The organism is Enterococcus montenegrensis, from assembly GCF_029983095.1.
In the GTDB taxonomy this organism is placed as follows: Bacteria; Bacillota; Bacilli; order Lactobacillales; family Enterococcaceae; genus Enterococcus_C; species Enterococcus_C montenegrensis.
Window position 1 is genome coordinate 2,118,139 of record NZ_CP120467.1, and the last position, 20,342, is coordinate 2,138,480.

At 38.4% G+C, this 20,342-nt stretch carries 19 protein-coding genes; 7 read left to right on the forward strand and 12 right to left on the reverse strand.

Annotated features, from left to right (window positions below; translation table 11 throughout):
• Positions 1-15: 15 nt before the first annotated feature.
• Both lysA and P3T75_RS10205 read right to left on the reverse strand, forming a co-directional pair.
• Positions 16-1,305: a diaminopimelate decarboxylase gene (lysA, locus tag P3T75_RS10200; protein ID WP_282461505.1), complete on the reverse strand. Its 1,290-nt coding sequence runs from the start codon at positions 1,303-1,305 to the stop codon at positions 16-18.
• Positions 1,306-1,309: 4 nt separating this feature from the next.
• Positions 1,310-2,473 carry a M20 metallopeptidase family protein gene (locus P3T75_RS10205; RefSeq protein WP_282461506.1) on the reverse strand — a complete coding sequence of 388 codons (1,164 nt, stop codon included), beginning with the start codon at positions 2,471-2,473 and terminating at the stop codon, positions 1,310-1,312.
• A 432-nt stretch (positions 2,474-2,905) separates the two neighbouring features.
• On the opposite strand from P3T75_RS10205, the gene dapA reads away from it, so the two are divergent.
• The 4 genes from dapA (at position 2,906) to P3T75_RS10225 (ending at position 6,825) form a co-directional block, all read left to right on the forward strand.
• Entirely contained in the window at positions 2,906-3,787 is an 882-nt protein-coding gene (dapA, locus tag P3T75_RS10210) for a 4-hydroxy-tetrahydrodipicolinate synthase (RefSeq protein ID WP_282461507.1), read from the forward strand.
• A gap of 89 nt (positions 3,788-3,876) precedes the next feature.
• Entirely contained in the window at positions 3,877-4,629 is a 753-nt protein-coding gene (gene dapB / locus P3T75_RS10215) for a 4-hydroxy-tetrahydrodipicolinate reductase (protein ID WP_230709995.1), read from the forward strand.
• Positions 4,630-4,655: 26 nt separating this feature from the next.
• Complete coding sequence (dapD, locus tag P3T75_RS10220) at positions 4,656-5,369, forward strand: 2,3,4,5-tetrahydropyridine-2,6-dicarboxylate N-acetyltransferase (protein WP_206905808.1); 714 nt, start codon at positions 4,656-4,658, stop codon at positions 5,367-5,369.
• A 244-nt stretch (positions 5,370-5,613) separates the two neighbouring features.
• A complete protein-coding gene (locus P3T75_RS10225; protein ID WP_282461508.1) occupies positions 5,614-6,825 on the forward strand; it encodes an ammonium transporter in 1,212 nt (403 codons plus the stop codon).
• A 125-nt stretch (positions 6,826-6,950) separates the two neighbouring features.
• Here P3T75_RS10225 and P3T75_RS10230 read toward each other — a convergent pair whose 3' ends face one another.
• The 4 genes from P3T75_RS10230 to P3T75_RS10245 form a co-directional block, all read right to left on the reverse strand.
• Positions 6,951-7,904 (reverse strand): DHH family phosphoesterase, encoded by a 954-nt coding sequence (locus P3T75_RS10230; protein WP_206905804.1) that lies wholly within the window; start codon positions 7,902-7,904, stop codon positions 6,951-6,953.
• Positions 7,905-7,918: 14 nt separating this feature from the next.
• Positions 7,919-9,250, reverse strand: coding sequence for a DRTGG domain-containing protein (locus P3T75_RS10235; RefSeq protein WP_282461509.1), 1,332 nt, complete (start codon positions 9,248-9,250; stop codon positions 7,919-7,921).
• A gap of 64 nt (positions 9,251-9,314) precedes the next feature.
• Positions 9,315-9,998, reverse strand: a complete 684-nt coding sequence (locus P3T75_RS10240) for a metal-dependent hydrolase (RefSeq protein WP_282461510.1) — start codon at positions 9,996-9,998, stop codon at positions 9,315-9,317.
• A 410-nt stretch (positions 9,999-10,408) separates the two neighbouring features.
• Positions 10,409-10,990 carry a TetR/AcrR family transcriptional regulator gene (locus P3T75_RS10245; RefSeq protein ID WP_282461511.1) on the reverse strand — a complete coding sequence of 194 codons (582 nt, stop codon included), beginning with the start codon at positions 10,988-10,990 and terminating at the stop codon, positions 10,409-10,411.
• Between the two features lie 188 nt (positions 10,991-11,178).
• On the opposite strand from P3T75_RS10245, the gene P3T75_RS10250 reads away from it, so the two are divergent.
• The gene (locus P3T75_RS10250) at positions 11,179-12,327 is read left to right on the forward strand and encodes an MFS transporter (protein ID WP_282461512.1); all 1,149 of its coding nucleotides are present in this window, start codon (positions 11,179-11,181) and stop codon (positions 12,325-12,327) included.
• A gap of 1 nt (position 12,328) precedes the next feature.
• Positions 12,329-12,901, forward strand: a complete 573-nt coding sequence (locus P3T75_RS10255) for an isochorismatase family protein (RefSeq protein WP_282461513.1) — start codon at positions 12,329-12,331, stop codon at positions 12,899-12,901.
• Positions 12,902-13,287: 386 nt separating this feature from the next.
• Here the strand turns inward: P3T75_RS10255 and lacD are convergent, their stop codons facing one another.
• The 4 genes from lacD to pfkB form a co-directional block, all read right to left on the reverse strand.
• Positions 13,288-14,259, reverse strand: coding sequence for a tagatose-bisphosphate aldolase (gene lacD / locus P3T75_RS10260; protein ID WP_282461514.1), 972 nt, complete (start codon positions 14,257-14,259; stop codon positions 13,288-13,290).
• Between the two features lie 12 nt (positions 14,260-14,271).
• On the reverse strand, positions 14,272-14,727 hold the full coding sequence (locus tag P3T75_RS10265; protein WP_282461515.1) for a fructose PTS transporter subunit IIA: 456 nt from the start codon (positions 14,725-14,727) through the stop codon (positions 14,272-14,274).
• 62 nt (positions 14,728-14,789) lie between these two features.
• A complete protein-coding gene (locus P3T75_RS10270; RefSeq protein ID WP_282461516.1) occupies positions 14,790-16,223 on the reverse strand; it encodes a PTS fructose transporter subunit IIC in 1,434 nt (477 codons plus the stop codon).
• Between the two features lie 45 nt (positions 16,224-16,268).
• Entirely contained in the window at positions 16,269-17,216 is a 948-nt protein-coding gene (gene pfkB / locus P3T75_RS10275) for a 1-phosphofructokinase (RefSeq protein ID WP_282461517.1), read from the reverse strand.
• 161 nt (positions 17,217-17,377) lie between these two features.
• Between pfkB and P3T75_RS10280 the strand changes: the two genes are divergently transcribed.
• Positions 17,378-18,124: a MurR/RpiR family transcriptional regulator gene (locus P3T75_RS10280; RefSeq protein WP_206902399.1), complete on the forward strand. Its 747-nt coding sequence runs from the start codon at positions 17,378-17,380 to the stop codon at positions 18,122-18,124.
• 224 nt (positions 18,125-18,348) lie between these two features.
• Here the strand turns inward: P3T75_RS10280 and P3T75_RS10285 are convergent, their stop codons facing one another.
• Positions 18,349-18,825 carry a YbaK/EbsC family protein gene (locus P3T75_RS10285; protein ID WP_282461518.1) on the reverse strand — a complete coding sequence of 159 codons (477 nt, stop codon included), beginning with the start codon at positions 18,823-18,825 and terminating at the stop codon, positions 18,349-18,351.
• Positions 18,818-20,257 (reverse strand): MFS transporter, encoded by a 1,440-nt coding sequence (locus P3T75_RS10290; RefSeq protein WP_282461519.1) that lies wholly within the window; start codon positions 20,255-20,257, stop codon positions 18,818-18,820. The genes P3T75_RS10285 and P3T75_RS10290 overlap by 8 nt, the downstream gene beginning before the upstream one ends.
• Positions 20,258-20,342: the final 85 nt, after the last annotated feature.

Sequence of the window (20,342 nt, forward strand, 5' to 3'; positions counted from 1 at the left end):
TGCTTGCCCCCTTAGTTATCTTTTCACTTCATTTTGAATCATTTGAGCATAAGTTTGTCGTTTTACGACCACCTGTTCGTGGCCATCTTTAACAAAAACGACTGCGGGTAATGGTAATTTATTGTAATTACTCGCCATTGAATACCCGTAAGCTCCGGTTGTAAAGGTTGCAAAAATGTCGCCTGCAACAACTTCTGGAAGGGATAAATCTTTCACCAATAAATCTGTACTTTCACAGGCTTTACCAGAAATTGTTACTTTTTGGCTCAGTTTTTCGTCAACTTTATTGGCTACAATCCCCGTATACTCCGCTTCATAAAGTCCTGGGCGGATATTGTCGGTCATACCGCCATCGATACTGACATATTTTCTTAAACCAGGTAATTCTTTAATCGCGCCAATCGTATGCAATGTAATCCCCGCTTCGGCGACAATGCTACGACCGGGTTCAATTACGATTTCTGGGACGATTAAATTATTTTCCTGACAAAATTCTTTGGTCAATGCCATGACTGGATCTAAAAAGTAATGATAGGGTTTGCGCACATCTTTTTGGGTATAACAAACGCCAAACCCGCCGCCATAGTTCAACTCTTTAATTTGATAATCGTAGCGTTTTTTCACTTCAAGCATTAAATTCAAGGCAACTTTGCAAGCTGCGATATGAGCACTATTATCACTTAATTGACTTCCCACGTGAAAATGAAACCCGTAAAATTCCAACTCTTCTGAAGCGAACACTTTTTCAATTTGTGGGTATAAAATTTCTGGTGCTAAGGGAATCCCAAATTTAGAATCTTTTTGCCCAGTTGAAATAAAAGCGTGGGTCTTAACATTGACCTCTGGGGTAATGCGAAACATGATCTGTGCTTTCTTATGCAGCTTGCGGCAAATACTTTGAATCAAGTCCACTTCTTGTAAACTATCCACAATAATTCGCCCCACGCCATAATCAATCGCCATTTCTAATTCTGCCACTGACTTATTGTTTCCGTTAAATTCAATTTTTTCTGCTGGAAAATCAGCAGCGATTGCCGTGTATAATTCCCCCCCAGAAACCACATCTAAAGACAAATTTTCTTGATTGATTAATTGCAACATCGCAATCGTATTGAAGGCTTTACTCGCGTAGGCTACCCGCGTATGGGGATATTTATCTAAAAACTGTTCTTTTAGGGCCTGGCATTCTTTTAGAATTAGATTTTCGGAATAAACATATAACGGTGTGCCATACTTTTCAGCTAATTTAACCATGTCACAGCCATCCCAATAAAGATGACCATTTTTACTTGTACCTAGAAACATCTTTTCACGCCCCTTTTTCATTTAAAACCCTGATTAAATCCACGTAACATTGAATACCGCCTAATAAATTCTTTTCATCAAAACGCAATTTGTTACTATGCAGCGGATATATAGCATCTTTGGCTTCATTGCGAATACCGACAAAGAAAAAGAGACCGGGAATTTTTTGTTGGAACATTGAGAAATCTTCTGCTAATAAATAAGGTGCAGATTCAAGATAACTATCTCCTGCCACCACTTTTAAAGCATCCACCATTTGGGCGTCATTATCTACGACGCGATACATATGATTAAAATCAACTTCAGCTTGGCAATCATAAGCTTGTGCGATATCGTTCGCTAAAGTTGTGACCCGATTGGTTAATTTGTCATAGACTGTATCTGAAAATGCACGGGTTGTACCATGAAGTTCTACTTTTCCGGGAATAATATTCATTGCGTCTCCACCATGAATCTCGCCAAACGTTAAGACAGCTGAATCAAGTGGGCTTAAATTACGTGAAACAATTGAATGCAGGCCTTGAATGATTGCCGAAGCTGCTAAAATTGCATCAGCTCCTTGTTGCGGTTGGGCACCATGGGCACTTTTACCATAGACTGTGATATTAACTTCACCATTGCGGGCCATCATACCACCTTTTTTACACGCAATAACGCCTTCTTCAAAATCTGGAAAAACGTGTAAACCTACAATTTGTTCCACTTTAAATTTTTCCAAAACACCCGCGTCAATCATCAGCTGCGCACCACCAGGGCCTTCTTCAGCCGGTTGAAAAATCAAAACGATCGTTCCGATTATTTCATCTGGATGCTCACTTAAATACTTTGCAAAGCCTAACATCGTCGCCATATGACCATCATGGCCACACGCATGCATTCGTCCTTCGTGTTGGGAATAAAATGCGACGCCGCTTTCTTCTGTTATCGGCAATGCATCAATGTCTGTCCGAAAAGCTAAAGTTTTTCCTGGCTTGCCGCTACGAAAAACAGCCACTAAGCCCGTATCTAAAACTTCATGGACTTCCCTCACACCAAGACTAGCTAGTGCCCCTTTTAAATATTGACAGGTTTTAAATTCCTGTAAGCCCAATTCAGGGATTTGATGTAGATCTTGACGGAATTTCGTTACTTCTGGCAATAACGCTATGATTTCTTTACGGATTTCCATTTTGACTCACCCTCTTTTGAAGTTTTAAACCTGACTTTTAATCAAATCAATTCCACAGGTAGTTTTTTCATGATGAACTTACTCGTTCACATTTTTAACTGTATAAATCATTTTTGCAATTTTTATCAAAAATGGTCTAACAGCTTAATTTTGATCGCTGTTTTTTTATTTGGTAAAAATTCACGTCATAGCAACTTTTATTCTCTCTTTTTTAAAGAAATTGTTTTTCTGTCAATTTTCTTATTATTTACATTTGCAAAAATATTCATTATTTACAGAATAAACTTGGCTATTTCTTGCTATTATAGTATATTATTTTGTAAATAGTTGAAAATTCCGTATAAAAAATATTTTCTGAATATTTTCTTAATTTCTCTCTATTTTACCTAGAAAAAACTAGAAAGTAAATATTTTAAAAAAGGATGTGTTAATATGGCAATTTTTACAGGAGCTGGCGTTGCCCTTGTTACCCCAATGAAAGCAGATCAAACGGTAGATTTCGATAAGTTAAAACAACTCGTGGATTGGCAAATTGCACAGGGAATTGACGCGATCATTGCCTGTGGCACAACCGGTGAAGCCTCTACTCTGGTAGATGAAGAACATATTGCAGTAATTGAAACAGTTGTAAAACAAGCTGCCGGACGCGTCCCTGTTATTGGTGGTACTGGCTCAAATAATACGCAACATGGCATTCACTTATCAAAAGAAGCCCAGCGTGTAGGCGCAGATGGACTGCTTGTCGTTACGCCCTATTACAACAAAGCCACAGACAGTAGCCTAATAAAACATTATGAAGCAATTTGCAACAGCGTCGACATTCCGATTATTCTATATTCCATTGCGGCAAGAACAGGATTAAATTTAAGCCCTGCTATGGTAGCAAAATTAAAAGAACTTCCGAATGTTGTTGGCATTAAAGAAGCCAGTGGCAACATCTCTCAGGTGGTGGAAATTTGTGGTCTGGCCGATGATAACTTTGCCGTTTATTCGGGCAATGACGATCAAGTCTTACCGTTTTTATCGGTTGGCGGTTTAGGTGTCATTTCAACTATCGCCAATATTTTACCTGCTGAAACTTCCCAAATGGTACATGCCTTCTTAAAAGGGGATATAACAGCTGCTAAAAAAACCCAAATTGAGCAACTTCCTTTAATCCAAGCTATTTTTAAAGAAGTGAATCCTGTCCCTGTTAAGGCCGCCGTTAATCTTTTAGGAAAATGTGACCTGAATTATCGCCTTCCATTAGACAAACCCGAACCAGACACGTTAGAATTATTAAAGACCGAAATGAAAAACTACGGTTTACTTTAACATGTCGATTACCAATTAAAAAAGCTGTGCCTTTTGGTTCAGCTTTTCTTATTTCAAGCTTTAAGATTAAATGTTGAAGGGAGTTTTCCATGAAAAATGTGTTATTGAGTGGCTGTCACGGCAAAATGGGGCAAGTTTTGCAAAAATTAATTACAGCACATCCAGATTTACAAGTTGTCGCAGGTCTTGACCACACCTTAGATAAAGAGGCCGATTTTCCCGTTTATGCTGCTGCAGCTGATGTAGTCGAAAAAATAGATATCGTGATTGATTTTTCTCATTACAGCGCCGTGCCTGCTTTAATCAACAGCTGTGTTGCTAAAAATTTGCCCATCGTTATTGCTACAACCGGGCTAACAGATGATACAAAAGCCATGTTGCCTGTAGCAAGTCAAATTATTCCGGTGTTTTATTCTGCCAATATGTCGTTAGGGATCAATGTTTTAATTAAAGCCTTACAGTCTGTGGCCCCTGCTTTAGAAAACGATTTTAATATTGAAATCATCGAAAAACATCATAACCAGAAAAAAGATGCTCCTAGTGGTACAGCACTTTTACTCGCCGATAGTATTAATGATTCCTTAACTAAACCAAAGGACTATCTTTTTGGCAGAGCTGGCAATGATTTAGAAAATCCTTTAAGTCAAATGGGAATTCACGCTATCAGAGGTGGCAGTATTCCAGGTGAGCATACGGTAATTTTTGCCGGTTCAGATGAGATTTTAGAGTTTACACATACTGCCTTATCCCGCGACATTTTTGCTAACGGTGCCCTAAAAGCAGCGGAATTTTTATTAAAGCAAAGTGCGGGCTTATATAGTATGCAAGATTTATTGGCCTAAAAAATAATTTATTAGGAGGTTAAAAAATGTCAGATTTACACTTTACTGATCCTTATGCACTAGCTAAATATATTAAAGATGCCGAGAAAAAAACGCCGGTAAAAGCTTATGTTCGCGGTAATTTTGGTGGTTTAAGCCACGACAAAATAAAAATATTTGGTGATTATAATTCTTGGGTACTCATTGGGGATAATCAAGACATTCAGGAATTCTTGAAAAAATATCCTGAAAAAATTGAAGATCTCTACATTGAAAACGATCGGCGCAATTCTGCAGTCCCATTACTGGACTTAACCAAAGTTGATGCCCGAATCGAACCTGGTGCTTTTATTCGCGATGAGGCGGTAATTGAAAAAAATGCGGTAGTCATGATGGGGGCTGTAATTAATATTGGAGCTGTGGTCGGCGAAGAAACTATGATTGATATGGGCGCAATCTTAGGTGCCCGCGCAACTGTAGGAAAACGCGCGCATATTGGAGCTGGAGCTGTCTTAGCTGGTGTTTTAGAGCCACCTTCAGCAGATCCAGTTGTAATTGAAGACGATGTTTTGATTGGCGCAAACGCCGTTGTCTTAGAAGGCGTTCGCGTTGGCAAAGGGGCGGTTGTGGCAGCTGGTTCAGTCGTAACAGCAGATGTTCCAGCTATGAGCGTTGTTGCTGGTTCGCCTGCAAAAGTCATTAAAACAAAAGACGAAAAAACTGTCAGTAAAACCGAATTTCTCGATGATTTACGGGGATAAATCGCCCTGTTTTACTGCAATAAAAATTTCTGCACTTTATTATCAAAAAGACACGTTAGTTTGATAATAAAGTGTCTTTTTGTGTGCTTATCTTGTTTTATACTTAAAAATCCTTCGTTAATGTAATATTTCCTAACACAAACAGTAATTAATTTTCAGAAAATTTCTAAAATTGCCACAAAATACTGGAAATCAGTAAAATGACGTGTTACGATTTCTAACATAAAGAAATGGAGGAATGCAAATGAATACAGGAAATATTGCTTTTATCATTATTTGTACCGGTTTAGTTTTCATTATGACCCCTGCTTTAGCCTTTTTTTATGGTGGGCTTTCCCGTCAGAAGAATATTTTAAACACAATGATGATGTCGATTTGTACATTGGGACTAGCTTCAGTCATTTGGATTTTAATTGGTTACAGCCTTTCTTTTAGCGGCACTGGCCTTTTTATTGGAAATTTAGATAAACTATTTTTCCAGCATGTCTCCATGATAAAAGGTGACGGTATTCCAGAGGGTCTTTTCGCTGCGTTTCAAATGATGTTTGCTCTGATCACTTCAGCCATTTTAACAGGTTCCGTCGCAGGCAGAATGCGTTTTTCCGCTATCTTCTTATTTCTAGCTGTTTGGTTAGTTGTTGTTTACGCACCAATGGCTCATATGGTCTGGGGCGGTGGATTCTTAGATCAAATTGGCTCTGTTGATTTTGCTGGTGGGAATGTTGTTCATATCAGTTCTGGTATTTCTGGTTTAGTTTTAGCGATTGTTTTAGGTAAACGAAAGGAAGTCGAACATATTCCTCATAACATTCCATTTATTGTTTTAGGTACCGGCTTGTTATGGTTAGGCTGGTTTGGCTTTAACGCCGGTAGTGCTTTAGCAGCAGACGGCCTAGCAATTCACGCTTTATTAACCACCAACACGGCAGCTGCCGCTGCCATGCTTTCATGGATGGGATTAGAAAAATTGGTGAATGGCAAACCATCAATCGTAGGTGCATGTACCGGGGCTGTTGTCGGGCTTGTGGCTATTACCCCAGGTGCAGGTTTTATCTCCATGCAGTCGGCATTACTAACTGGCGTGTTAGTTAGCCCGGTTTGTTATTATGGTATTCGTTTTGTGAAAGAAAAACTTGGCTTTGACGATGCCTTAGATGCTTTTGGCTGTCATGGTATCGGAGGAATTTTTGGTGGAATTATAACAGGTATATTTGCTGACCCTAGTGTTGGCGGACGCAGCGGTTTAATTTTTGGCCAAACAGATTTATTCGTAGCACAACTTCTTAGTATTGTTATCACCATTGCCTTTGCAGGTACGATGAGCTTTATCATCATCAGTATTATCAAAAAATTCATCCCATTGCGGGTTTCTGAATTAGACGAGTTGCAGGGAATGGATCAATGTGAGCACAACGAAGAAGCTTACAATACGACTTTGGGATTAGATTTAGACTAATCAGCTAGCGCATATCAAAACTTTAAACAAAAAAATACACCTGCAACTTTTATCACTCGGCCATTTGGTACGTAGCGATAATTAGCAGGTGTATTTTTTATTTGTACTAAAAAGGAAGGTGATTCTTACTGTTTGATATACTTACGACAAGCAGCCTGAATTTCTTGATAAATTTCAGCAACTTCTGCTAAGTCTTTGGCGTTGGCACCGCTAGCTAGAGGATGCCCGCCACCGTGATGGCGTTTAGCGATTTCATTAATTACTGGACCTTTTGAACGTAAACGTACCCGATAATAGCCTTCTGGTTGTTGGACGAAAATCCCCCAAGCTAGCGTGACATCAATTGTTCCAGGTAAAGATACAACATGGGAAGTTTCTGAATCTACCACACTAAATTTATCTAATAACTCTTGGGGTAAAATAACCCGTCCTGCGCCGTTTTCATCCACTTCAATATTTTCATAAACATAGCCAGAAAGCTTGGCTACCTTCAGGGAAATTTGTTGCAACTCACGATTTAGCTTGGCTGCATCAAAACCAAAATCCAGTAATTTACCGGCAATTTCTAACGTATAAGAAGTGGTCGCTGGATATAAAAAGCGCCCAGTATCGCCAACGATTCCAGCATACAATAATCGTGCCGCTGCCACACTAATTTTTAACACGTCAGGAAATGAAAAAGCAAAATCTGCAATCATTTCACTACAACTGCTGGCCTTGGTATTGACCCAAACTAAATCTCCATAAGGCTCATCATTAGGATGATGATCGATTTTAATTAATTTTGCACCATTGGCATAACGCTGATCACTAACTCGCGGAGAATTGGCCGTATCAGTGACGATTACCAATGCCCCTTCATAAAGCGCATCTGCTACTTCATCCATTTCTGCCAAATAGTTCAACCCTTCAACCGGACCACCGGCTTGATAAATTTCTTTTGTCGGAAAACTGGCACGCAGAACTTCCGCCAAACCAACTTGTGACCCTAATGCATCGGGATCTGGTCGCATATGACGATGGATAATAATTCGATCGTATTCTTCAATTGCTTTTAAAATTTCATGTCTGATATTCATTTTCTCACCTTAACTTATGGTCGCTCTAAAACTTGGCAAGTAACGATCGCCAAGGCCGCCAATGTATTTTCTAAATAAACTTCAATTTCCAACTTCGCGCTCCGCCGCCCCAACTCTAACATGCGGGTATGAATCGCTATTTTACTCTCTAATTGGATTAGACGCAAATAATGCATATTCACTTGTTCAATCCAAGTGTTGCGCCGTTGTTGTTGCAACAAAGCACGCTTTGCTGTATTGGCAACAATTTCATTTAAAACGCCAAAAGAAATCGTTCCCACCTCATTGACCATTTGCGGCGTGACCGTAAAGGTATAATAGGGTTTGTCCAATTTATGGCCTTCATTATCTTGGTCTACTAACTGAATATCGCCGGTAATTTGATCTGAAATGGTATCGGCGATTTGTGGTTGCCGCTGCACAAGTTGCATCGCCTTCATGACATCTTGGCGGGAAACAAGCCCTACTAACCCTAAGTCATCAGATACAACCGGCATAACTTCTAGGCCGTCCCAAATCATTTGATGACTGACAGAAGCCACACTCATCTCCCGCTTAACGTAACTGATTTCTTTTGTCATGACCCGTTCAATCGCTTGATTATCTTGTTTTTCCAAGATATCTTTTGGCGTAACAATCCCCACCAAGCGCATATTTTTATTAACGACTGGAAAACGAGAATGCGTTGTACTTTCGGCTAAACGCTTATAATCTTTAACCGTCGCAGTGATATCTAAATAAGATGTTTTTTCTAGTGGCGTGAAAATATCACTCACTAACATAATATCTTTTTTAATCAATTGATCACTTAAAGCACGATTAATCATCGCTGCCACAGTAAAAGTATCATAAGTTGTCCGCAAGATTGGCATTTCCACCTCATCAGCTAGCCGACAAATCTCACTTGTAGTATCAAAGCCACCGGTAATTAAAACGGCCGCACCTTCTTTTAAGGCCAAACGATGCACACCTTCGCGATTACCAACAATCATCAAAGAACCCGGCGTGATATAACGGGCCATCGCATCTTCTTTCATGGCACCAATCACAAACTTATGTAAAACCTTATTTAAACCGGCTTTACCGCCTAAAACATCCCCTTCAATAATTTGGACAACTTCACCAAAGGTTAAGCGTTCAATGTTTTTCTTTAATTTCCGTTCAATTCTAATGGTACCAACTCGTTGAATCGTTGAAACTAAACCGATATTTTCAGCATCTTTGATCGCCCGATAGGCAGTTCCTTCACTAACATTTAGTGCTTTGGCAATCCCGCGGACAGAAATTCTGTCCCCCACTGGCAAGCTTTCAATATGAGCCAAAATTAAATCATGTTTTGTCGCCATTTTCCCACTCCTAGTTACGGTGTAAAATTTTCTACACAGCGCTTATTAACCTCTTTGTCATTTCTTATAAAGTCATACTTTCTCCCACTTCAAGCACCTTGCCCACTCCAGCTGGTAAAAGAGCTGCAAAGGCTTTAGGATCTTGTTCAATCAACGGAAAAGTATTGTAATGAATCGGCACTACTTGTTTGGCATTTAATCGTTTCGCCGCCGACGCTGCCTCAGTAGGCCCCATCGTGAAATTGTCCCCAATGGGTAAAAAAGCGACATCTATTGAAAAAGCGGCCCCAAAAAGTGCCATATCGCCAAAGTTTGAAGTATCTCCTGCATGATAGATCGTTTTACCTTCTGCTTGAACAATAAAGCCCGCCGCTTCCCCCAAGTAAAGCATTTGGCCGTCAACTTCATAACCGGAACTATGTTGGGCGTGGACCATCTTCACCCGACCAAAAGGAAAATCAAATTTGCCACCAATATTCATACCGTGCGTGTGCTTTACACCATTCTTTTTGGCAAAAGCACATAACTCCACCATGCCAATAATAGTCGCATCTGAATTTTTTGCTATCGGTACCATATCTCCGATGTGATCTTCGTGTCCATGAGTTACCAAAATATAATCTGTTTGTACTTTTTCTGCTACTAAATCTGTTTTAGGATTACCAGTAATAAATGGGTCAAATAATAAATCCGTACCATCCTCTAGTTTGACAGCGATTACGGAATGACCGTGATAGGTGATTTTCATCGTTTCTCCCCCTTACTTTGCAAAATAAAACTAATACAGTTTTTACTTTTCTATTGTAACAGACTTAAACAGAAAAAGGCATGAAAAAAAATCGGAATTAGCAGAAATAGTCCTTTTGCATTCCGATTTTTTAAACTGAGAAAAGATCAGCTCTATGACCAAAGCCTTCTTGCCCCTTAAAAGAGATAAAAAATTTTATCTGGCTTATAAAAAAGTACCACTCTAATCGCAAAACCAATAAAAAATATACGTCATCATTTTATTATCTGCTGTATTGCTGCGCTAATGTAAAATTACCCCTAATTAATCCTTCAAGCTAAAAATTACCCTAACTGCATGAGTAAGTAATTTTCTACCTAGCTTATTCCTCTAGCCAAATTATGCCGCAAACTTTACGAAAGTATTTCAACTTAATGATGGCTATTTTCAGCTTTTTTTTCAATCGTTTCAACAAATTGTACTAATACTGCGACAAAACTTTCATCTGCATCCAGCATCGCATTTTGAAAATAACCTAACTGGCTCAAACTAACATAGCCATGAAGAAGACTACGAAATCCTCGACTTTCCATCAAGACTTCTTCTTCAGATAATCCAAAAGAAGAAAGGAGCTGGGACAATAAGACTGTATTTTTCCGCCCTGCTAAAAGGAGTGCGTCATTATTGAAGCTTGGAATCGTATTTAACAATTCATAAACCGCTTGATACTTCAAAGCAAAAGTCCGATAAGACTCACCATAGGTTAATAAGGCTGCTTCTTTTGTCTTGCCCATCAATTGCGTGATCAAATATTCATGTAATTTTTCATGGAGAAAAATCGCAGTATGAACTTTTAAGTCCGTTAAATTCTTAAAATGATTGTATAAAGATGGTGGTTTAATCCCTAACGCTTCAGCTAAGCGGGGAAATGTTACTTGGGCTAAGCCCATCTTTTCTGCTAATGCAATATAGCTCAAAATGATTTTTTTCGGTGTTAAATCCCGCCGTTTCATAAAAGCCCCTCCTCGCGGCTATTTTACCATAAAGCTGTTTAAACTACTAACGATAGTTGACAAACTACGAATCGTAGTTTAATCTATGGAACGAAAGTGAAGTGACTGTTTTGACAAAATTTAAAAATTATTTTGCCAGTGGTGAGCTCTGGCAACGCAACCTCCTTATTTTATGGTTCGGTAGTTTTATGACTGGAATTGGCTCTAGTTTAATTTCACCTTTTTTATCATTATACGTAGATACTCTAGGAGTCTTCACAAAAAAGGAATTAAGTTTCCAATCTGGTTTAATTTTTGCTAGCACGTTTATTACCATGGCGATTGTTTCACCTTTATGGGGCAAGCTAGCCGATCAAAAAGGGCGCAAACCCATGTTACTTCGCGCTAGTTTAGGTATGGCCATTATGATTTTTTCCATGGGCTTTGTCACGAAGGCTTGGCAATTACTGATTTTACGCCTTTTATTAGGTGCTTTTTCTGGATACACCAGTAATTCAGTTGCCTTAATGGCTATTATTACCCCAAAAGAGCATTCTGGTCGTGTACTTGGTACTCTTTCAACCGGGACTGTAGCCGGCACCTTATTAGGTCCGTTGTTTGGTGGTGTTGTGGTTGCCCATGCCGGTTATAAGATGACTTTTTGGATTACTGGTATCATTATGTTTTTTGTTTTCTTATTGACCGTCTTTTTTGTCAAAGAACATTTTACGCCAAAACCAAAAGACAAAGTTTTAAGTGCTAAAGCGTTAACCCAAGTGATTGACCATCCTAAAGTAATCATTGCCATGCTTTTGACTACGACGATTTTGCAATTAACCGATAAATCCATTAGCCCAATTTTAAGTCTTTATGTTCGTCAGCTCGTACATAATCCACACCTTGTTACCATTTACAGCGGTATCGTTGCCTCTGCTCCAGGGGTCGTCATGTTGTTTTTTGCTCCTTTATTCGGACGTTTAGGTGACAAAATTGGCCAATATAAAATTTTACTTTTTGGCCTTGTCTTATCTTTTACCATCTATTTGACATTAGGTTTTAGCCACGCAATTTGGCAAGTTATCTTGCTACGGCTGTTTATCGGTGTGAGCGATTCGGCACTAGCCCCTAGTGTGCAAATTATTTTGTCGCAAAATAGCCCCCAAGAAGCAACCGGACGGATTTTTAGTTATAACCAAACGATGCAGTCTATTGGCGCTATTGGCGGACCTTTAATCGGTTCGACTGTATCAGCTTACTTTGATTATCGCTATGTCTTTTTTGTATCTGCCTTATTCATCGTTTTAAATATTTTGAACTATGCAACAAATTTCTCCCAATTAAAAGAAAGCAGGTATTAATATGATTGAAACCCTCAATTTAAAAAAATGCGCTTTTGTCGCGATTGATTTGCAAAAAGGAATTTTAAACAGCGGCACTTTAACTCCTTATTTGGCTAGTGAAGTTCTTCAAAAAAATGAGCAACTAGTAGCTACGTTGCTTGAAAAACTTGGCTTGGTCGCTTTGGTTAAAGTAGACGCCACTACTTTTGGTTACTTGAATTTTGATTTAAAAAAGCGCCAACCTTTAACATTAGCCAAAGATTATGACGAACTTGCTCTTAAAATAGAAAATTCAACTAAAGCAAATGTCGTTACCATTACCAAACACAATCCGGGGGCATTTTTTGGCACAGATTTGGATTTGCAATTACGCCGACGGGGCATTGATACCTTAATTCTAACTGGCGTTGCAACAGAAAATGGTGTTTACGCTACCGCTTTAGATGCGTATCAATTCGGCTATCGTGTCATCGTAGTAGAGGATGCTTGCAGTAGCCGCGATGAAGAATTACATCGCATCTTCATGACAAAACTTTATCCCAAAATAAGCCTCGTCACTTCTAGCACCGAGCTATTGGGCACATTTGCCTAAAAAAGTTGCGTCACGAAATTGATTTTTAAACTTCCAAAAAAATAGACGGGATAATCAATTTTGTGTAGCTAAATAGAAATCAATTTGTGCAACAAAACTAGCTACTATAAGAAAAAGGAAAAGCTAAAAGAATCTTTCAGTCCTAGACATCAAACTAAGATTTTGGCTCATGTCATTAAGAGCTTATGCGTAAAGTATGGCACTTAGAAAGTGGCAGGCAGTGTTAAGGCAGTCAAATCAGTGTTTTTCTTAGGGAAATTTATACTTCCTTTCTAGATGACAAAAAGACCAGAAAATCCGAAAGTTATTTTTCAAGCTTTCGAAATTTCTGGTCTTTTACTTGTAGCTGCATACTTCTCTCAGATATTTTTAGGCAGCTAACCTTTTTATAATTTAACCGGTGTTGCAGTTGCTTGGAGTACTTCGTTTAATTCTTCAATATTTTTACGGCCTTGTGTTTGCATCCATTCTCTAGCTGCATCTTCTCCACCTGTGATAAAAGGTTCTACGCCATTTGCCCAAGTCGCGCGACCACATAAAACACCGTTAAATGTTGAGCCTGCTTCTTTGGCGAATTTCAATGTTTCTTGGAACAATTCAGCTGTAACACCAGCTGATAAGAAGATAAATGGTAAGTCAGTTGCTTCTGATTGTTCTTTGAAGTAAGCCATAGCTTCTGCTTTTGTATACGCCACTTCACCTTTTGCGTAACCTTCTACATAGTTCATATTAACCGGAACTTCCATTTTTAAAACATCAACGCCGTAACGTGGTTTTGAAAATTCTTTCATCATTTCGATAACTTTATGTGGTTTTTTAACCGCGTATTCTTTGGTGCTGGTATCTGCGTCATTGGCATCATAAGAAACCAATTCCAAGAAGAAAGGTAAATCTTCTGCGGCACATTCAGAACCAATTCGTTCCATGAAGGATTTCTTTTGATCGTTGATTTCATCACTTTCATCTACATCGTAGTAAAGTAAGAATTTACATGCATCTGCGCCTGCTTCTTTTAGACGTTTCACTGACCAGATAGACAAAATGTCTGGTAAGCGTCCTGGGGTTGAAGCATCGTAGCCTGTTTTTTCATAGGCCAACAATAACCCTGCGTTTTCGTCGCGAACTTTAGCAGCTGGTAAGCCATATTCTGGGTCTAATAAAATAGATGAAGCATATTGGGTTAATTCAGAAGACACGATTTTTTTGAAGTCTTCGATTTGAACTGCTTGTGCTTGTGTATCTTGGTATTTATTAATCATTTTCTTTAAAGCACCACGTTGGTCGATCGCAAGGGCAGAGATCACACCATTTTTGTCACTTAATTGTTTGATAAAGGCTTTTTTTGCTTCTGTTGTCATGAAATACGCTCCTTAATTTTCGGCTAATTTACTATTTAAGAGATTGGCAATTTCTTCAGGTGTTGCCGCTGCTTTTAATCCTTTGGTTACATCTTGATGCATCAAAAGACGCGCGACACTGGATAAAAGTTTTAAATGCGTGGTTCCAGCTTCAGAATCTGGAATAAATAAGGCAATAATAAAATCTGTCGGACTGCCATCTAAACTTTGCCAGTCAACAGGATTAACTAAGCTGACAATTATAATATCCGCGGCTGTAATAGTCGTATCTTTAGCATGGGGAATCGCAAAACCATCCATCATACCAGTTGTTCCTTCTGCTTCACGTTCTAATAATTTAGCATAAACTTTGTTTTCATCATTTGAAAGACCAAGAGAAACTGCCTGATCAGCTAAAAAGTGCATGACTTCATCTTGGGATGTAAAATTTTCTTTTAAAAAAATATGGTCTGTTTTAATTAGTGCCATGATTTTCACCTTTCTTAAAAAAAGCTGCAGCAGTATTTTTTACTTACTACAGCTTTTACTTTTTATGCTTGTACTTCGATTTTTGTTTCAGTTGTTTCTTTTGTTGCGGCTTTTGTCACACGATTTTTCTGAATGAACCCTAAAATGACACCACCGACAATGGAACCAACTAAAATAGCAAAGACCCATTGTAATTTACCATCCACCACTGGTAAGACCAAAAAGCCACCATGAGGCGCTGGTACTTTTACGCCAAACATATACGTTAAAACAGCTGCGATAGATGAGCCCAACATCATTGTTGGTAAAACCCGTAATGGATCTTTTGCCGCAAATGGAATCGCGCCTTCTGTAATATGGGTTGAACCTAAGATAAAGTTAACTAAACCGGCATTGCGATCATTTGTTTCGAAATATTTACCAAAGAATAATGTAGCAAAACCTGTAATTAGTGGCGGCGCGATACAAGCTGCTGAAACGCCTGCCATAAAACTACTATTACCTTGCGCTAATAATGCTGTCCCTGTCACATAAGCAGCCTTATTCACTGGACCACCCATATCAAAAGCACACATACAACCAACAATAATCCCTAATACTAATGGTGAAGAATTTTCAAAACCAGATAAGAAACTCATCATGCCTTCATTGACCGTTTTCATTGGCCCTGCAATCAAGGACATGATTGTCCCCACAACCGCTACTCCGATTACTGGATATAAGAAAATTGCCTTTAGACCATCCAATTGTTTTGGTAAAACTTTTAACAAACGTTGTAAAAGTAAAACGAAGTAACCGGCTAAGAAACCGGCAAAAATACCACCTAAGAAACCAGCACCACCAGAATTTGCTAATAAGCCTCCGACAAAACCAACGACTAAACCAGGACGTTTGGCGATTCCTTCTGCAATATAAGCTGCCATTACCGGTACCATCATTCCCATCGCCGCATCGCCGATTGATTTGAACATCGCCGAAGTGGCATTATATGTCGCATCGTTTGGATCAAAAGAATAAACACCCCAAATGGCAAAAGAAACGGCAATGATAACTCCGCCTGCTACTACAAAAGGTAACATGTGGGAAACACCATTCATCAAATTCTTATAAATACTACGTCCGATATTCATTTGTGATGCTTCTGTTGTAACTTCTTCGACAGTATTGGCGACTGCAGCAACTTGACCTTTACCTGCTAGGGCATCTTCAATTAATTGATCTGCTTCTTTAATCCCTTTACTAACCGATACGTCAATAATTCGTTTACCAGCAAAACGTTCTGCATGTACGTCTTTGTCTGCTGCGATAATAACCGCATCCGCATCTTTGATTTCTTCTTTTGATAACTCATTTTCTACCCCAACTTGTCCATGAGTTTCGACTTTAATCGTAATTCCTTTGCGCTTTGCCGCTTGTTCCAATGCCTCTTGAGCCATATACGTGTGGGCAATACCGGTCGGACAACCCGTTGCTGCAATAATTTGATATTTTGCCATTTTGACACTCCTCATTTCTTTGAATTTGTTTTTTTGAATCGATCATTAAGCTAAAATTTCGTCTTTGTTGCGCTGTTCTTCAATATTGATTTGCTCTTTAAGGTCACTAACATCAGAAAAATCTGTTAAACCTTTACGAAAAGCGGTTGAACTGCCAGCTGCAATAGCTAACTTTAAGCTTTCGGCTAAGGGTTGTTCTTTTAGTATTCCCGCAATAAAAGTGCCCAATAAAGTATCCCCCGCACAAGCTGTATTCACCACTTGTCCTTTTGGTGAATTGCCAACTAAGACAATATCTTCACTAATAAAGATTGCCCCCTCACCACCTAAAGAAAGTAAAACATTTTGTGCACCTTCTGCCAAAAGACGCTTGCCATAGGCTAGATAATCTTTTTTTGTCTTTAGTGTGACACCATACCAAGCTGCTAATTCTTCTTCATTTGGCTTTAGCAAAAACGGTTTGTAAAAAAGACAATCCAAAACTTCCTTATAACTGCTGTCAATAATCAGCTTTACTTTCTTTTCATGACAGATTTTACTAATGGCTACTAAAATTTCTGGTGCAACACCTTGGGGTAAACTACCAGAAACACATAAATAATCATCTTCTTGCAATAACTTTTCTAATTCAGTCAAAAATTCAGTTGTTTTTTCAGCTGGAATTTCAGGTCCTTTATTGACTAATTTAAATTCTTCTTTTGTTTCATTAACTTGGGTGAAGACATTGATACGTGTCATACCGGGAACTTCGATAAAATGAGTGCTAATTGCCTTTTTCGTTAAAAAATCGTTAATATATTGGCCCGTAAAACCAGCTTGAAAACCTAACGCTGTATTGTCTATTCCCAACTGTTTTAAAATCAATGAAACATTAACGCCTTTTCCATTGGCCTGGATATCATCATCTTTGGTTCTATTTACTACTTGTGGCTGCATTGTATCCGTTTCGATAAACAAATCAATAGCTAAGTTTAAGGTACAGGTATAAATCATCTTGTCCCCTCCTTTCATTTTTATTATGCACGAATAATTTATGTAAATGTTTTCAAATGAGAGCAAAATAGTTGAAAATTTTTTCACTTTCTGAACCCTCTGTACATCAAATTGGTAAAAAGTTACAATAATAACAAATATCAGTTGGAAAGGATAACATCATGGATGTAAAATTAAGCGAGTCAGAACAATATCTATGGGATTTCATACAAAAAAACATTACGAGTATCCCACATTATTCCATCGTTAAATTAAGTGAGTTGGCGAATGTTTCCACTGCTACGATCGTTCGAACAATGAAAAAGAAAGGGTATGAGGGCTTTACTGCGTTTAAACACTCCTTAAAGGAAAAAGAAAATACCAACATCAACTTCTCTCATCTAGATAAAATTGATGAAGGCATTAAAATGGCGATTTTAAAAAACGAACAAGAAGTGATTCGAACCATCAATATGATTGAAATTGGCAATATTGAAGATGCCATTCAACGTATTCATGCAGCCAAACGCATCATGATTTTTGCACGGGGGTTTTCTGAATTAATTGCACAAGAAATGATGGTGAAATTGCAATTAACAAATAAATATTGCGAACTTCATACCGATCCGAATATCATTCGCAACATCTCCCGTAAACTTACAAAAGACGACGTCGTAATTTTCGTTTCATTAAATGGCGAAACAGAAGAATTAGTGGTGGCTGCTAAAAACTGTTATGAAGCCGAAATTGGTACGGTTTTACTAACCGCTAGCCGATACTCTTCTATTATGGAGTATATCGAAATTCCTTTTATTGGCTTTAAATCAGAAGGCTCCTTCTTTCCTGATTACGAAGTGCGCTCTCGTTTACCTTTATCGATTATGGCTAGGATACTGTTAGATTCATACGCTCTGCGAACAGCCAAATAACTAAAAAACACAACGTTTATTGTGCTTATGCGTGTTTTTACTTGGTGTTTAGCAAATTTTTGGAAATTTCGCCTTATTTTTTGGAGAGCTAGTTTGTGTAACTAATTTGAGCATGCCCTGATTTAAAACGCTTTGTTCATGTTAAAACGTGATACTTTCCTTATAAAAAAAGCAGATACAAAGGTAGTTTAAAAACGACTACTTTTGTATCTGCTTTTTTAGGCTTACACAGCCAAAATATCTGCTTGAATTGGTTGAATCAATGCAATTAAATCTGCAACTTTAACTTTAACACTATGACCCAACTCGCCACTTGAGACAATAACTTCTTCGTGATTCAAAATACTCGTATCAAAAACTTGGCTATATTCTTTATGTTGCATGAAAATCCCGATTGGCGTATTGGCACCATGGGGATAACCAGTTGCATCCATTACATATTCCATCGGGGGAAAGCCGACTTTGCGGTTACCAGAAGCTTTCGCCGTCTTTTTATAATCTAGGCGTCCGTCAAGGGGAACTAAGGCAATCACCGTTCCCGTTTTATTGCCTTTTAAAACCAAGGTCTTATAAATGGTGGTAACAGCTAATTGTAATTTTTCTGCTTGGGCGCGCCCTTCATCTTCATCACTTACATCAAAAGTAAAACTTTCAAATTGCATCTGGTTTTTTGTTAAATATTCTTCCACTGCATTAGACATGTTTTCTGATGCCTCCTTGTTTTTTCACCCGATAAAGCGTTAAAAGTAATGCTGCTAAACAAAGTAAAAACGAACCTAAAAAAGTAATTTTCATTCCATAAATGAAAACATCTGGCCGCTTGGCAATGTACGTTGTCACCCGTTCTCCCATTTTCGAACTCATGGCGTTATACAAGATAGTTGTCGCTAGCGAAATCCCTACGACCATGCCCAAATTACGAGCAAAAGAGTTCAAACTGCCAGCAACCCCCAGATTTTCTTTGGTAACACTACTCATAACCATTGTATTGTTTGGTGATTGAAATAATGAATTGCCTAAACCCATGATAGCAGTTGCCACAACGTAATACCACAAAGGCGAATCCGCGTGCATAAACATATACATTAATTGGGTCACTGATAACATCACAAGCCCGATTAAAACTAAGATTTCTGGGCCCATTCTGTCAGTTAAATAGCCGCTTAAAGGCGAGCCGATTACCATTAAAAATGGAAAGACCATCATTAAAAGTCCAGCATAACTAGGTGAAAGGCCACGGGCACTTTGAAGGTAAAACGGAATAACGACATTGACAAAAAAGTTAGAAGAAAAAATCAATAAAGCCGTAACTAAACTCATAGTAAAAACTTTATTTTTGAAAATACTAAAGGTAATTAAAGGCAATTTCACTTTCTTTTCCACATATAAAAAGATGAAAAAACTAATGACGGCTAAGACAAACAAGGCTAACGGAATTGGGGTTAAAAAGCCGTGTTCTTGTCCTAAAAAGACACCGCCAAAAAAGGTCATAATCGTCGCTGCAACCGCGGCAAAGCCACCCATATCAATTTTTTCTGCGCTTAGTGTAATATCTTTTGGTAAGAATTTTTCACTAATTAACATGGTGATAATCCCAACTGGGACATTGATCCAAAAAATATACGCCCATGAAAAATGCGCCAAGATCAAGCCGCCTAAACCAGGGCCGGCAATTGAACCTAAAGATACAAAGGCACCAATCATCCCAAGCGCCCGTCCTCTTTCATTCATAGGGAAAACTTCGGTAATAATACCTGTGTTGGTCGCCATCGTCATCGCGGCTCCTAAAGCTTGGATAACGCGGGCAAACAGTAGAAAAGTTAACGAGTGATTAAAGCCACAAAGTAAAGATCCAATCACAAAAATCAAGGTTCCAATGCGATAAATTTTAATTTTCCCCCAGCTATCGCCAATTTTCCCAAATAATAACAAACACGCACAGACCATCATTAAATAAATGGAGACGATCCATTCTGACTGATTCATTGGTACTTGCATATCCTTTGAAATAGTTGGCAACGCGATATTTACAATACTACCATCTAAAGTAGACATAAAGGTAAACATCGAGACTGCAACCAATATCCACCAACGATTTTTTTGAACAACCTTATCTTCTTGGTATGTATGCATACAAAACTTCCTTTCGTAAAAGAATAAAAACTCTTTTAATAAACCATTATTCTATTTTATTTTTCCATTTTGACAAGTCCTTATT